Origin of the sequence: Lysinibacillus sp. NPDC097868 (assembly GCF_044761135.1) — a bacterium.
In the GTDB taxonomy this organism is placed as follows: domain Bacteria; phylum Bacillota; class Bacilli; order Bacillales_A; family Planococcaceae; genus Lysinibacillus.
This window is the reverse complement of record NZ_JBIWBS010000001.1, coordinates 477748-492158: the sequence shown is the minus strand read 5'-3', so window position 1 is coordinate 492158 and position 14411 is coordinate 477748. Positions and strand designations below refer to the sequence as shown.

The following is a 14411-nucleotide window of genomic DNA, read 5'->3' as shown; positions in this document are numbered from 1 at the left end:
CATCTAGCACCATAACGTCTTCTAAATCGTAAAAATCCACTTCGCTTTCCGCGGGCATGACGTCAGCCGCAACCGTCGCTTTCGCGTCGCCTGTTGCGTCTTACGTTGCGTGCGTTCCCGCAGGAATCTGCGTGGATTTTTACTTAGTTACCCCTACTGGCATTGCCATGAAAATTCAAAATTGTTTCGGTGCCTGGCACTCATCTGAAAAATTCAGAATTGTGTGGGTGCCTGGCACAAAAATAGACACAAATAAGCCCTATCACATTGACTTTTAGAGGAAAGAGCACTAGATATGAATGGCTAATTCCGTTCACATCTGTTAGACGCTCGTCCAAAAAAGAAGTTTAGTGATAGGGCTTGTACATTTTATAATTCTTTATAGTGGAATGAACATCTCCACCGTTTTACTAATAATCGGCGGGGTCACCCCCCCACCGATTAAAGTTCTACTTTAATTATCGAACACGTTTTTCTACTAGCAGCTTTAATGCTGTACGTTCTTCACCAGCAATTAAAATATCGGCAAACGCCGGTGCGCAAATTAAATCTGTGCCACTTGGCGCTACAAATCCGCGTGCGATGGCCACTGCTTTCACGGCTTGGTTAAGTGCACCTGCCCCAACTGCCTGCATTTCTGCTTGCCCTTTTTCTCTGATTACCGCGACTAATGCACCTGCAACTGAATTTGGATTAGAGCGTGATGATACTTTTAATGAATCCACAATTATTCCTCCCCGTTTCGCGAATAGTGTTTACGCTCAATAACTCATGTCCCCCTTTTTGGACTTCAAGTTATTGTCCGTAGGTCATTTTATGCTCAGTAAAATGAAAATAGACTATTTTCATTTCTGATATATTGTAAACTGTTTAATTCCATGATGTTTTTATTGCTATATATTCATTTTTAATACTAATAAACCTTCTATTTAGAACGGTTTATCCACCAAAGCTGCAGGTGAAAAAAAACTACTGTGCATGAAGTATGCACAGTAGTTTTCATTAAGCTTGAAACGGATAGTCCTCATTAATATATATTCTTTCACAATTAACAGCTTTCCCTGTCTTGTCATCAATATCAACATAAAAGCCACTTAATACATCGCGACCCTTTTTTGGTACTTCAAAACGTGACGGCATATTAGTTTGAAATTTGTAAATAACACTTTCCTTTGTCATCCCTAAAATTTCATCATACGGTCCTGTCATGCCGACGTCCGTAATATAAGCAGTACCTTTAGGATAAATACGCGCATCTGCTGTTTGTACATGCGTATGTGTTCCAACAACTGCCGATGCCTTGCCATCCAAGTGCCAACCAAGCGCTATTTTTTCACTTGTCGCTTCTGCGTGGAAATCCACAAACACTAGTGGCGACGTTTTGCGCGCTTCTTCGATTAATTTCTCTGCCATTGCGAACGGATCTTCATGCGGTGGCAAAAATACACGACCGTGTAAATTGATAACAGATAACGTAACACCATTTTTCGAAATTTGCACCATACCCTTACCTGGTGCATCAGTCGAAAAGTTTGCTGGTCGAATTAAATAATCAGCATCATCAATAAAATCAAAAATATCTTTATTATCCCAAGTGTGGTTACCCATTGTAATAACATCTACACCCATTTGTAATAAATCATTATAAATATTACGTGTAATCCCACGTCCCGCTGCAGCATTTTCACCATTTGCAATAACTACATCTGGACTATATTTCTTTTTTAATCGTGGTAAATATTTTTCAACCGCATCTCGTCCAATTGAACCGACGATATCTCCAATAAATAGTACTTTCATTTTACAAAACCACTCTTTCTATCAATAACACTCATTAGAGTTTACCATTTTTTCTTCGTCAATCGCAAAAATAAAAGGAAAAATTCGCGTCAGGTTATGTTGCTTGCTTGCATATAAATTTTATATTTATTCGTTTTCACTAAAAGAGCAATCACATCATTAGCGATGATTGACTAATTGCTTTGTTTTGCTCGCTCTAATTTTGTTACTAGTTGCTTTTTCTTTGGCATGCACTTGGCCTACTAAATAAGGTCCGAGCTTCCATTTGTTCAGTAAATATGTAACGCAAATGGAGCATACCGTGCTGATTAAAAACGTGCTGACGATAACAGTAGAAGCACTTAATACATCTATATATTTCGTAAAAAAACTTTTTAGCATGATATTAAAAAGTGGGTGTAGCAAATAAATGCCAAAAGAGTAACGACTTATGAAAATAATTAATTGAGGCATGTTTCTTATTTTACTGGCGATCCAAAACAATAGAAAAGCTACACTTAATGTGTAAAATATAACATCAATTCTCTTTGAGTGAACTTCAGTAATCAATCCAGACCATTGACTAGCGAGTAAAATACCTAGCATGAGTAAACAAATACTTGGTAATACATAACGAAAGCGATGGAGCAACGAAATAAACTGTTCATAATTTTTACCACAATAATAGGCCACTACGAAATAGGCAATCCATGCAGGAAATGGCATCTTATTTAATACAGTCCATTCCACTTCTAAATAAGGAAGAAAATATAAATACTTAAATGGGTCGAAAAAATTGAAAAAGGCTAGATAAGCAAAATTAATAAGACATGCTGCAAGGATGACTTGATAGGCTGGATATTTTGAAACAATATATTTTACAAATAACGGATGCAACAAGTAAAACTGAAAAATGATGATAATGAAATAACCGTGAAAATCACCTTCAAAAAAATTTAATAAAACCTTTTTTTCAAAATCAACACTATTTATGTTAATAGAATGAAGGGCTGCATCTACAATCCCTATAAAAATAAAAGGTAAAAAAATATAAGAAAAACGTTTTTTATAAAATCTTTTTGGCAATTCATCTGAATAGGAGTAGGCAATCACAAATTCTGAAATAAAAATAAAAACAGGTGTCCCAAACATTAATGCTAATTGAAGAGATGTCAGTACAAAAAACACAGTATTTTCTTCTATATCGTATATGTCCAACACTAAAGTGACACTATGCATTAAAACAATTCCCAAACAGGCTACAAACCTTAGTAAAAATATTTCCTTAACAACTGGCTTCATTTTCCCACCTGCCATTTCTAAGCAATTAAACTTATTTTTAATGAGTGATCTAGCATATCTAACTTACTTAAAAACGTAGGGAAAGCTTTTTAGTCGTTGGAAATGACACGCTTTAAGTGCCGCAAAATGTCTCGCATCGTAGTAGGTTGGAAAATAAAATTCCCAACAAAAACAACAGTCATTGTCCATACAGAAATGCATACAGCTGCAACAAACCAAGTAATGACACTTGCAATATGTAATTCGATAAAAAATAGAAATGGTGATGCTGCGATGAATGCCAAAATACTATTTAGTAAAATTTTTTTAACGGTAACGTAAACTGAAGTTTTTAGTATCTCTTTAGACGTATAAAGTATTAAATCACATGTACGATATGCATAAGAACAAAGTGCTCCAATCAAAATGCCTTCAACACCTAGAAATTGTACTAAAACAAAGGAGAAACTAAAGTTTATGACCGCTTCAATAATCGCACGAATTTTTGTCTCTTTAAAATGTCCAGCTGAATTGACTAATGTATTTGCAGGAATTCGAATAGCATTGGCAATGCCTACAACTACAAAGAGTGCCCCTAACCACGGTCTTATATAGTTTGCATCCTCAATACCCGCTGTATAAATAGTTATAAAAGGCAAAATTAAAATGGCTGTACATGTATAACCGAAAGCAACGACTGCGAAAAAAACATATTCGAAATGATGAAAATGTTTTTGAAGTGTATCGCGATCTTCTTTTACAAGTATGTCTCCAAAGGCTGCTAACATCGCACCAGAAAAAGCTGAAATAAACAATGTAACAGCATTAAATACCATATTGTACACTGTAAATACACTAACTTCTGCAAGACCAAGAAAAATAGTAATTAAAATAAACGGCGTATTAAATACAACTAATGAGGCAATTTGATGAATTAAAGCATCCCACTTTTTTTTAATTGCTGGTGTATTTGGCTTTACGTTACTATTGAAATACGGATATTTTTTTTGGACATATACTTTTAAAAAAAGAATATCTAGTAATAACAGCATGCTTGAACTACCAACAACAACAACGATTGAAAAACCATAAGTTAATAAAACGAAGGATAAAATAGTACTAGCGATCAATAAACATGTTTGTATACGGTAAATAATGTAGCTTTTTTGATCTGCTGTTAGTAGCACTAAATATTTTCCGATTAAAAAATACTCCGATACGCCACTAACTCCTAAAATAAGCACCATATAAAAAGCTATAAGTGGACTCACTTCTTTACCTACTATTAGCGGATAGAAGATCGCTAATAGGGCTACTAATACAACAAATATAGTACCTGAACGTCTGTAAAAAAAATGTGTTGCTGAAAGAATACCATTTATCTGTTCTTTATCATTCACGGCCAACGGTTTATACAGCGCTGCTATGGAAGCACTGCCAACTCCCGCTTCTACAATTTTTAAATAACTTAAAAATTGTTTAATTGACGTAACTAGACCATTCGTAGCGGAGCCATAAGTCGTCATAAATAACCGAGGCAAAATAAAATTAATGACCGCCGAAACAATTTGCAACATAACATTGGAAAATAAATTTAATATGATCTTCTTTGTTCTCATTAGTCACTTCTACTTCGTTTCATCTCAATCAATGCATATAGTAGTAGAATGTACTGTTTCTTCAATAACCAAATGTAAATTTTCGTTTTATACGGTAAATCATTTGTACAAATTGCTTGTAACACCTCGTTGATATCTTTCTGTTTCATCATTTTTTTGATAAAGGCCCTTTTCTCACGCAGGCTCTTATCATTTTGTCGATTAAATTCATTATTAACCCCTGCAATAATTAAATAGATAAAATAATACTGTAGTTGATTTGTAAAATTAGGTGCTGTTTTTTCATTACTACGTGTAAAATATTTCAAATGCCCATATAAAATGAGGATTTTCTCAAAAAATGTTTGATCATAACTAGCTGTCATAGAAGAGGGACTTTGGCGATAATGATATAAATATTGTTTGTCTAATATATAAATACTGTCCGCATCAAGTAAGCTAGGATATGTACAGGCTACATCTTCCCCCATGCGGATTGTATCATCAACATTCAATTGAAATTTTTTGATAAGCGTATTTTTGAAGATTTTATTGGAGACAGAAGGAAATAATCCGAACTTATAATATTCACCTGCATACAGCATAATTGGATAAACTTCTTTTTCCATCCTTTCTTTCTTGTACAATCCAGGTGCAACCATTTGTGTTCGTCTTACTTCTTGATTTGGATAATTTTCTACGATATCGCAAATGACGATGTCTACATCGTATACATTTGCTGCAACACATAAAGATTGGTACATGTCTGCTTCAATCCAATCATCACTATCTACATAGCCAATATATTTGCCTTGAGCGGCAAGTAGACCCGCTTTTCGTGCACTGACAAGCCCACCGTTTTCTTTGTGAATAACAACAATTCTTGCATCGTGCTCGGCATAGTGATCACATATTTCGGAACTATTATCCGTTGATCCATCATCCACCAATATTAGCTCAAAATCCTCAAATTTTTGATTCAATATGCTATCTATACATTCTTTTAAATAGTGCCCAACATTATAGATTGGAACAATAATACTTAAAAATGGCATTACCTCACCTCCCTGTCATACTTATCTCCTGATTTTTCTGAAGCGTTAACGCAAACATGATTAACATAATATGAAAAGGGAAATAATCCATTACGAATGAATCAAGTACCGCATTGGCGATTAACATAATATAGAGAGGTATAGCGTTGACCGCTAATAGTTGAAAGTTTGTTTTTCCGCTGTTACCAATGTTTTGACGGAGAACTTTATTTAAGCTCACAATATATAGTAGTGCAAGAACGATTCCTACTAACCCAAGATAATAAGGAGTTGATAAGTACATCGTATGAGCCATTTTTGCATTGGAGAAACTCGTGCCAAAACCAGCCCCTATAACGAATATTTTCGTACTTTGTAAAATTTCTTCCGCAAACATATTCCAACTACTTAATCGCCCAGTCGTAATAGCATCTGTTGATGTTCCTGCTCCAAAAAATCGAATCCAATAAATCTCGAATAACTTCTCGTAAAAAAAAAATAGTAGAACACCACAAATTGCTAGCATAAACGAAGCGAACTTGAATGCTGTTTTTACATTGTTTTTAACGAACATAATGAACGTCAATAAAATGAATGCTATAAAAGTGATGATAAACATTTTAGAATAAGTAAATACCCCGAATATCGCTAATACAATGATGAACATAATCGGCTTAATTTCCATTTGTCTATCGTAATAAAAAAGAACTAATAAACAAGCAATCGCTATAAGAATTTGCAAACTGAAATAATTCGGATCTAAATCTAAACCCGTAAACCTTGTATTAATAGCACTTGTCGTCTTAACTGTATTGACAATTGTCATTGACTCAATAAAGCTGTCAATCGCTTGAACGGAAAAACTTATCCAGCGAACGATTGCGGCAGTTAGTAAGCCTATTGCATACACATACGTATATCTTCTAAAATAAGCATTCGAATCGATGAAGAGAACAGCAAAAAAGATCACACTATAATTTAATACAAAGCCCAACACTTCGATAAGATTACCGCTATTAAACAGCGTTGCGGTGACAGCAAAACATACAAAAAGAACATAGGTGATGACAAGCTGTGTTGAAATCCCTTTGTTTTGCATAAACAGCGTCATGACACTTAAAACAATATAAACAAAACTAAGTACAACAAATAGTGAATAGCTCGTCAAATCGAACTTAATAACATACACCCATGAAATAAAAAACAGTAAATAATCAATTCTATGTTGTTGTTTATCCAACAACATCGCCGTAATTACTAAACAAATAAAGATAAATAGAAAAAGATTACTACCTGTAAACATTTTTAACACGACAAATATACTGGATATAATACAGATCCAAATGCTGAAATTTTTATTTTTTAATTTCATTTTCGATCAAACTCCAATACTAATTGCTCTTGTGCTTTTCGATTTGTATAGCGATTTTCTTCAATATATTTTTTCATGTTCTGGAGACAATCGCCATTGTTGATTACATTGACAATGACTGCATACATATCTTCTACATGTCCATTTACTATCAAACCGTTGCATCCATCGTGGATTTGTTCACACGCTGCCGCAAAATTTGTGGTAATAACCGGCGTTTCTAATATTAATGCCTCCCCTACTACCATCGGATATCCTTCATACGCTGAAGTTAAAATTAAAACATCGCTCTGTTTAATAAACGGATACGGATTATTACATTCACCGACAAATTCAACTACATCTTCTACACCTAATTCAAGCGCTAATCGTTTATTAAAAAGTAAATCAGGCCCATCGCCTATAATTCGCCAATGAAAAGGATTGTTAGAAGATTCCTTTAAAAGCTTACATATGTGTGGAATGAGATCGAACCTTTTAGTAGCATTATCCATTCGCCCAACAGATATTAAATCCAATGTTCCTTTTTCAAATGGTGGATATTGCGTTGCTAGTTCTTTAATTTCTGCTATTGGGAAAAAATTATAGACTACTTGTATTTTATGTCGATATTGGGGGAGAAAATTAAGCAAATTTTGCTTACATGCTTCAGATACACATATTAATCTATCGAAATTCTGATAGGTTTTAACACATACTTCGTAATTAAAGCTCGCCCTTAATGGATCTGTATGTATCCACGCAAACTTTTTATCCGCTCTTACAAATTTATCTACAAACAAATTTGTGCCTTGGTTAAAGTAACTGTTTGGTGCATCATTAAAATAAGAAATGGCAATATGATATTGTTTTTGTGGTCGATGCATTTTAAAAAGTAATGTATAAAAATTGTTTGAACCAATTACTCGTACGATCAACATACATAGTATTCGTAAGATGATATGCCACAAGTTTTTACTCTGTTTCACTACATAAAACGGGGTAGCAATTAGCTGTAATAGTAAACCTCCAATATTGACATGCACATTAGAGGGAATGTCCTTTATGAGTTCGCCTTTACCGAATGTAAACACATCTATTTCATATTGCTGATCGACACAAACTTCTTTCAATGTATTAATTAAAGCTTTTTGAATACCGCCCATCTGAAAATTTTGCGCAACAAATAATATCTTCATCTCGTCCCAAGACCCCCTAGAAACCCAATATTATTGTAAAATTTTCAAATAGCTTCTTCTGCTATAAATTGCTGTATAATGTAATAATGCGTTTCTCCATCTCACTCCAGCTATAATGTTCCTCATATAACAACTTCATTTTCCGTGAAATTTCTGGCCATTCTTTTTTACGCTCAATTAGCTTTTCAATACCTTTTTGTAGACTTTCCTGATTAAAATCAATAAGCTCACCTAAGTCATTATCTGCCACTACTTCAGACATGCCTGTGTTTTTCACCATAATTAAAGGCTTGCCAAGCATCAGTGCCTCATAAAATTTATTTGGGGCAGCGTAATAATGGTTGGATACTGCAGGATCATAAATGGCGGTCATAATATCACAACTTTTTTCTAATGCTAATGTTTTTTCATATGGGATTTTTCCGTAAAAAAGTATGTTGTCATATTGCAGTGCCATGTCTGCTAATTCGTCTGCATACTCGCCAAATCCACCAATATGTAATTCGTAGCGCGGATTATTTTTTACGATATCAACTAGTTCCTTAATGAGCCTTTCATTTGCCAGTATGCCGACATAGACGATTTTTACTTTATCTTGATTCAAATTTAAATCATCTTTTAAATCCACATGCAGTGGAGTATTATAAATAACTTCAATTTTTTTCGGTGATGCTTTAGCTATTTGCCCTCTTCGCTTTTCTGTACAAATAATGACAGCATCCACACTATTTAATAGTGCTACATCTACTTTTTCAACTATTTTCCCAATCATTGCAGGTCCATTGAAGGGGGCAGTAACGGAATCAAACATATCATAAATGACTTTTTTACGGAGTATTTTCGCACATACTGTACCTACAAATGCTGTATCAAAATCACAAGCATGAATAATATCATACGTATTTTTATTTTGAAGTAGCCATTGGAATAGTTTTAGCTGAAAGCGCAATAGTGGAAAGAAGTTTTTTTTAAATCCTCCACCAAATATAGCAGGGATGCCAAACCTTGTAATTTTAATTGTGTGAGCTCGCTTTAAAAATTCCACTTTTGCGTTATATTTACTATCTCTATCCCATGCTAAAATTTGAACATGCCAGTCATTTTTTCTAAGGCTGTCCACTTCTTTTTCAACTCTCGGATCTGGAGAAATTGGATTACTTCTCATAAAAACGACTCTCATCCCAAACTGTCCCCTTATATGTTTAATACCTACTATCGTGCTAGCATCTTTACCTACAACTTGCTCTTTTCAGCTTTATGTAGCTCCATTCAAAATAACTTCCAACGTCTTTTTGTGAAGTTATTTTCGGGCTCGTATACGATAAAAGGCTGATTATTGATGATTCGCGTATTATTTTCTAAAAAGTCATCCACCGCATTCAATTCTTTTTGCTTTTCCAAAAATCTAAGACCTTTTTCAAATAAGAATGGGCGTGTTTTTAAATTATGCACATCCGAACCATATGTATGGACAAGGTTCGATCGAACTAATTTCAAGGAAAGCTGTTGAATAGTCTTGCCAAACAAACCAGCTAAACTTCCTGCAGTTATTTGTGCAAGTGCACCCTCCCGTATGAGGTTCTCTAAGCGACTTGGATTTTCTGCTATCGCTTTATTTCGTTCCGGATGAGCAATGATTGGCGTTATACCCGCTGTCAACAAGTTGTAAATGATTGTTCGTGTATATGTGGGAATGAAACCCGATGGAAGCTCAAGTAACAAGTAATTTGAATGTGCTAATGTGAGAAGCTGATCTTTCTTATACAGCTCCAAAATATTCCCTGCCAATCTCACCTCATGCCCTGGATAAAGTGTTAGTGGCATGTTACGTCTGTCAATTTCCTGTTGTAATTGTGCAATTTGTTCATGTACTGCATGAACATGAACATTATGTTTAGGGTGTAGCGCATGTGAAGTAGCAATAATTGCTGTAATACCTTCCATAATAGCCTGTTCAAATAATCTGAATGTCTCTTCTATTGTTTCGGGACCGTCATCGACATTCACTAAAATATGACTGTGCATATCTATCACTACGTTTCACTTCCCTATCTGCGCCTAATCACTATCGGTAATATTGATCATAATATTCGCCAAGAGGTAATTTGTAATTGTTTAAAACTACACCTAAAATATTCGCCTTTGATGCTTCAAGACTTAATTTGGCTTTAAGTACACTGGTATTTTCCACTACACCACTATTCACAATTAGTAATGTTCCTTGGCATTTATTAGATAATACTTGTGCATCGGTTACAGATAACAGTGGTGGTGCATCAAAAATAATGATATCAAATTCTCCCATTAGTTGCGTCATGACACTATCCATTGTTTTAGAAGAAAGTAACTCAGCCGGGTTAGGTGGAATTGGTCCACTCGTCATTACAAAAAGATTAGGAATATCTGTACTATTTAAAACTTCTGACATTTCATATTGTCTTGTCAGTAAATTTGACAGCCCCCTTATATTTTGTAATCGAAACGTGTAATGCATTGTAGGCTTACGTAAATCAGCATCTACAATTAATATTTTTTTCCCTTCTTGTGCAAATACAACGCCTAAATTGGCCACATTTGTTGATTTCCCTTCACCTGGCGTCGCTGAAGTTACTAAAATTGTTTTTATTTCTTGATCCGGCATTGCGAAGGTAATGTTTGTTCGGATTGTACGAAATTGCTCAGAAACGATGGAATTACTATTGCCGACGGTCACAAGCTTCTTGCCCATTTTTACTAGTTTTTTTTTATTGGCTCTTTTTTGAAGAAACACTATTCCTTCCTCCTTAACGGGATTCAATCATATGTTTTTATAGCTCGCACTAGTTATTTTACTTATTATGCCGATAATTGGTAAACCGATTGTTTCTTCAATATCTTGCTCTGTCTTAACTGTTGTATCCAAGCACTCTATCAATAACGCAATGCCAGCGCTTATTATGAATCCAATCATGGCAGCCGCCACAATATATAAATTTTTGTTTGGTGCTACAGGCTCAGGCTTGTCATCTAATTTTGCTACTGACAAAATATTAATATTGTCGATTGTCATTAACACTTGAATTTCCTCTTGAAATATGCCTGCTACAGTATTGGCAATATCGACTGCCATTTCTGGCTTTTTATCGCGGACAGCTATATTGACAACTTGCGAATTACTCGCGTTGGATACAGTAATCTGTTCCTTTAATTTTTCAGGTGTACTATTTAAATTAAGTTGACTAATTACTTTAGATAAAATAGCAGGGCTTTGAATAATAACATTATACGTATTAATTAAGCGTAGATTTGTTTCTACTTGCTGTACCCCTAACAGAGCTTGATCGGTATTTTTTTGATTTACTAAAAGCTGGGTCTGCGCCTCATAGGTTGGCTTTATTATAAAGTAACTAAGAAACGCAGTGACTAATGCTAAGAACAGCGCAAAACTGATAATATAGAGCAATTGCTTTCGCACTATTTTCAATACATCTTGTAATGTGATAGTTTCTTGCAACGACCTTCACCCCTTGACCTAACATATGCTAGCTAATCTATATCCACTAGTTATAATAAAAAGTTTTATTCAAAAAGTTTTATGGCCTATTATATTATCGGTATCTCCCTTTTATTCATGGTCGATAAAGAGACATAGATGTTACATAAGCTTATATCTTCTATTATTATTATGGGCTTTCTCTAACTTGTTAGAGGCTTTGCAAAAACAAAAAGCGAATCCATTTTTCAGGAAACGCTTCTTAATAGAACTGATATATTCATTTCACAGCATGACGATTTGCATAAGGCCACAATCATCTAATCTAAGTGTTTTTCATTCAAATACATGCTAAGTGCAATCTTGTAATTACTAACCAAATAAAAAGAGACTCCCCTTGATTAATATCAAGAGGAGCCTCTTATTTTATTATTTTGCATACTCCACTGCACGAGTTTCGCGGATAACAGTTACTTTAATATGACCTGGATAATCTAGTTCTTCTTCAATACGCTTACGAATATCACGTGCAAGACGATGAGATGCTAAATCGTCAATTTTTTCTGGTTGAACAATAATTCGGATTTCACGACCTGCTTGGATAGCAAATGATTTTTCAACACCATCATAGCTTTCAGAAATCTCTTCTAATTTTTCTAGTCTGCGAATATAGTTTTCCAGTGTCTCACTACGAGCACCTGGACGGGCTGCTGATAATGCGTCTGCTGCAGCTACTAATACTGCAATAACAGATGTCGCTTCTGTATCACCATGGTGTGAAGCAATACTATTAATAACAACAGGATGTTCTTTATATTTCGTAGCTAATTCCACGCCGATTTCAACATGGCTTCCTTCAACTTCATGGTCGATTGCTTTACCTATATCATGCAATAGGCCTGCACGACGAGCTAACGCTACATCTTCACCAAGCTCAGCAGCTAGTAAGCCTGCCAAATGTGCAACCTCCACTGAATGTTTTAGGACGTTTTGCCCGTAACTTGTACGGTATTTCATGCGGCCCAAAATCTTCATTAAGTCTGGATGTAGATTGTGAATACCGATTTCAAATGTCGTTTGTTCCCCTGTTTCACGAATTTGTTCATCCACCTCTCGACGAGATTTCTCAACCATTTCTTCGATGCGGGCAGGGTGAATACGACCATCCTGTACCAGTTTTTCAAGTGCAAGTCGAGCCGTTTCACGACGAATTGGATCAAAACCAGATAAAATTACTGCTTCTGGTGTATCATCAATAATTAAATCAATTCCTGTTAATGTTTCGAGTGTACGGATATTACGACCCTCTCTACCAATAATACGACCTTTCATTTCATCATTTGGCAAGTTCACAACAGAGACTGTTGTTTCTGCAACGTGGTCTGCAGCAAAGCGTTGCAGTGCCAATGATAAAATTTCACGTGCCTTTTTATCAGATTCCTCTTTCACACGCATTTCAGATTCTTTCGTCATTACAGCAATATCAGTCGCTAGCTCTTTCTCTACTTCACTTAAGATAATAGTCTTAGCTTCATCTCTTGTTAATGCAGAAATACGCTCTAGTTCTGTTTTTTGCGCTGCAACAAGCTCGTCCACTTTGCTTTCCATCTGTTCAATATGCTGTTGTCTTTCAGCTAGAGCTTGTTCCTTACGCTCTAAGCCGGCTTCTCTCTTATTCAGAGCATCATCCTTGCGATCAAGATTCTCTTCTCTTTGCAATAAACGGTTCTCTTGTTTTTGAAGTTCTAAACGACGATCACGAATGTCATTTTCTGCTTCAGTGCGAAATTTGTGAGTTTCATCTTTGGCTTCAAGTAGTGCTTCTTTCTTTAATGCCTCCGCCTCTCGTTTTCCTTCTTCAACGATTGTTTCAGCGACATGTTTAGCACCAGTGATTTTTGAGTCATTCACTTTTTTCATGTAGATATAGCTAACAGCGGCACCAACGATGAGTCCAAGCAAAGCGGAGATGATAGTAATTCCATCCATATGAACACCTCCTCTTGCTATTTGGGTAATACAGTTTCAGTCGGCGCATACAAAAATTGTACTGCCTATTTTAAAGTCATAATTCAGAAATTATACATATTTAATTGTATAGCTAGGCTCAGGCTCTGTCAAGGATAGACGGGCATCTGTTCGCCTATCCGTAGCAAAAAAAGTAAGTCATATCCATTAGATGGATATATTAACTATTACTTTTGAGCTAGATAAAATGCCTTCTTCGATGAATATTCTTTTTATCAGGACGAAGGTTACAATACAATTATTACCACAATTACCGTCATCTTAATACAATTATTTTAACTTTCTTTGACAAATGAACATATCGTCTATTTGTCAGCTGGCCAATCAAAAATTTTACACCCTATTTCACGCATAAGTATCTCTCTAATTTACGTTAGCTATCTATCCATTCCAGTACCACTTCATTCTATTAAACTAACAATAAAAACAAAAAATCGTTCTTACTTCTTATGAGTAAGAACGATTTAGATTGAAGCGAATTGCTATGTTGATTGATTTCCTCTGTAAGCGCACGCTTTCTGCACAGCATTTCTGTAAGCCCCAACCCTCGCTAGCGTGGATTGTTCGTCTTACGTACTATGCGTTACAGCAAAAGTCACCGACATGTGCTCTAACCAACTTATTAAAATGCAAATAGAGTGAACTTCTTGATGCATTTTGTCGCATCCT

General features: G+C 35.3%; 12 protein-coding genes. All 12 read right to left on the bottom strand.

Annotation, left to right across the window (positions count from 1 at the left end):
* Positions 1-458: 458 nt before the first annotated feature.
* The 12 genes from ACIQXJ_RS02280 to rny all read right to left on the bottom strand — a co-directional run bounded on the left by ACIQXJ_RS02280 (position 459) and on the right by rny (position 13703).
* Complete coding sequence (locus tag ACIQXJ_RS02280) at positions 459-725, bottom strand: stage V sporulation protein S (RefSeq protein WP_010858535.1); 267 nt, start codon at positions 723-725, stop codon at positions 459-461.
* Between the two features lie 277 nt (positions 726-1002).
* On the bottom strand, positions 1003-1800 hold the full coding sequence (locus tag ACIQXJ_RS02275; RefSeq protein WP_403049125.1) for a TIGR00282 family metallophosphoesterase: 798 nt from the start codon (positions 1798-1800) through the stop codon (positions 1003-1005).
* 159 nt (positions 1801-1959) lie between these two features.
* Positions 1960-3081, bottom strand: a complete 1122-nt coding sequence (locus tag ACIQXJ_RS02270) for an acyltransferase family protein (protein WP_403049122.1) — start codon at positions 3079-3081, stop codon at positions 1960-1962.
* Between the two features lie 89 nt (positions 3082-3170).
* Positions 3171-4679 carry a lipopolysaccharide biosynthesis protein gene (locus ACIQXJ_RS02265; protein WP_403049120.1) on the bottom strand — a complete coding sequence of 503 codons (1509 nt, stop codon included), beginning with the start codon at positions 4677-4679 and terminating at the stop codon, positions 3171-3173.
* The gene (locus ACIQXJ_RS02260) at positions 4679-5713 is read right to left on the bottom strand and encodes a glycosyltransferase (protein WP_403049117.1); all 1035 of its coding nucleotides are present in this window, start codon (positions 5711-5713) and stop codon (positions 4679-4681) included. The genes ACIQXJ_RS02265 and ACIQXJ_RS02260 overlap by 1 nt, the downstream gene beginning before the upstream one ends.
* A gap of 4 nt (positions 5714-5717) precedes the next feature.
* A complete protein-coding gene (locus ACIQXJ_RS02255) occupies positions 5718-7064 on the bottom strand; it encodes a hypothetical protein (protein ID WP_403049114.1) in 1347 nt (448 codons plus the stop codon).
* Entirely contained in the window at positions 7061-8242 is a 1182-nt protein-coding gene (locus ACIQXJ_RS02250; RefSeq protein ID WP_403049111.1) for a glycosyltransferase, read from the bottom strand. Before ACIQXJ_RS02250 ends, ACIQXJ_RS02255 begins: the two co-directional genes overlap by 4 nt.
* Positions 8243-8303: 61 nt before the next feature.
* Positions 8304-9422 carry a glycosyltransferase family 4 protein gene (locus ACIQXJ_RS02245; protein ID WP_403049108.1) on the bottom strand — a complete coding sequence of 373 codons (1119 nt, stop codon included), beginning with the start codon at positions 9420-9422 and terminating at the stop codon, positions 8304-8306.
* Between the two features lie 89 nt (positions 9423-9511).
* Entirely contained in the window at positions 9512-10267 is a 756-nt protein-coding gene (locus ACIQXJ_RS02240; protein ID WP_403054805.1) for a tyrosine-protein phosphatase, read from the bottom strand.
* 40 nt (positions 10268-10307) lie between these two features.
* The gene (locus ACIQXJ_RS02235) at positions 10308-10970 is read right to left on the bottom strand and encodes a CpsD/CapB family tyrosine-protein kinase (protein WP_403054803.1); all 663 of its coding nucleotides are present in this window, start codon (positions 10968-10970) and stop codon (positions 10308-10310) included.
* Positions 10971-11039: 69 nt separating this feature from the next.
* Complete coding sequence (locus tag ACIQXJ_RS02230; protein ID WP_403049105.1) at positions 11040-11735, bottom strand: YveK family protein; 696 nt, start codon at positions 11733-11735, stop codon at positions 11040-11042.
* A gap of 408 nt (positions 11736-12143) precedes the next feature.
* Entirely contained in the window at positions 12144-13703 is a 1560-nt protein-coding gene (gene rny, locus ACIQXJ_RS02225) for a ribonuclease Y (RefSeq protein ID WP_403049102.1), read from the bottom strand.
* Positions 13704-14411: the final 708 nt, after the last annotated feature.

Bases quoted from the DNA above. Each gene is read 5' to 3' on its own strand.
- ACIQXJ_RS02275 (WP_403049125.1), bottom strand. From the start codon at position 1,800: ATGAAAGTACTATTTATTGGAGATATCGTCGGTTCAATTGGACGAGAT.
- ACIQXJ_RS02270 (WP_403049122.1), bottom strand. From the start codon at position 3,081: ATGAAGCCAGTTGTTAAGGAAATATTTTTACTAAGGTTTGTAGCCTGT.
- ACIQXJ_RS02265 (WP_403049120.1), bottom strand. From the start codon at position 4,679: ATGAGAACAAAGAAGATCATATTAAATTTATTTTCCAATGTTATGTTG.
- ACIQXJ_RS02260 (WP_403049117.1), bottom strand. From the start codon at position 5,713: ATGCCATTTTTAAGTATTATTGTTCCAATCTATAATGTTGGGCACTAT.
- ACIQXJ_RS02255 (WP_403049114.1), bottom strand. From the start codon at position 7,064: ATGAAATTAAAAAATAAAAATTTCAGCATTTGGATCTGTATTATATCC.
- ACIQXJ_RS02250 (WP_403049111.1), bottom strand. From the start codon at position 8,242: ATGAAGATATTATTTGTTGCGCAAAATTTTCAGATGGGCGGTATTCAA.
- ACIQXJ_RS02245 (WP_403049108.1), bottom strand. From the start codon at position 9,422: ATGAGAGTCGTTTTTATGAGAAGTAATCCAATTTCTCCAGATCCGAGA.
- ACIQXJ_RS02240 (WP_403054805.1), bottom strand. From the start codon at position 10,267: ATGCACAGTCATATTTTAGTGAATGTCGATGACGGTCCCGAAACAATA.
- ACIQXJ_RS02235 (WP_403054803.1), bottom strand. From the start codon at position 10,970: ATGGGCAAGAAGCTTGTGACCGTCGGCAATAGTAATTCCATCGTTTCT.
- rny (WP_403049102.1), bottom strand. From the start codon at position 13,703: ATGGATGGAATTACTATCATCTCCGCTTTGCTTGGACTCATCGTTGGT.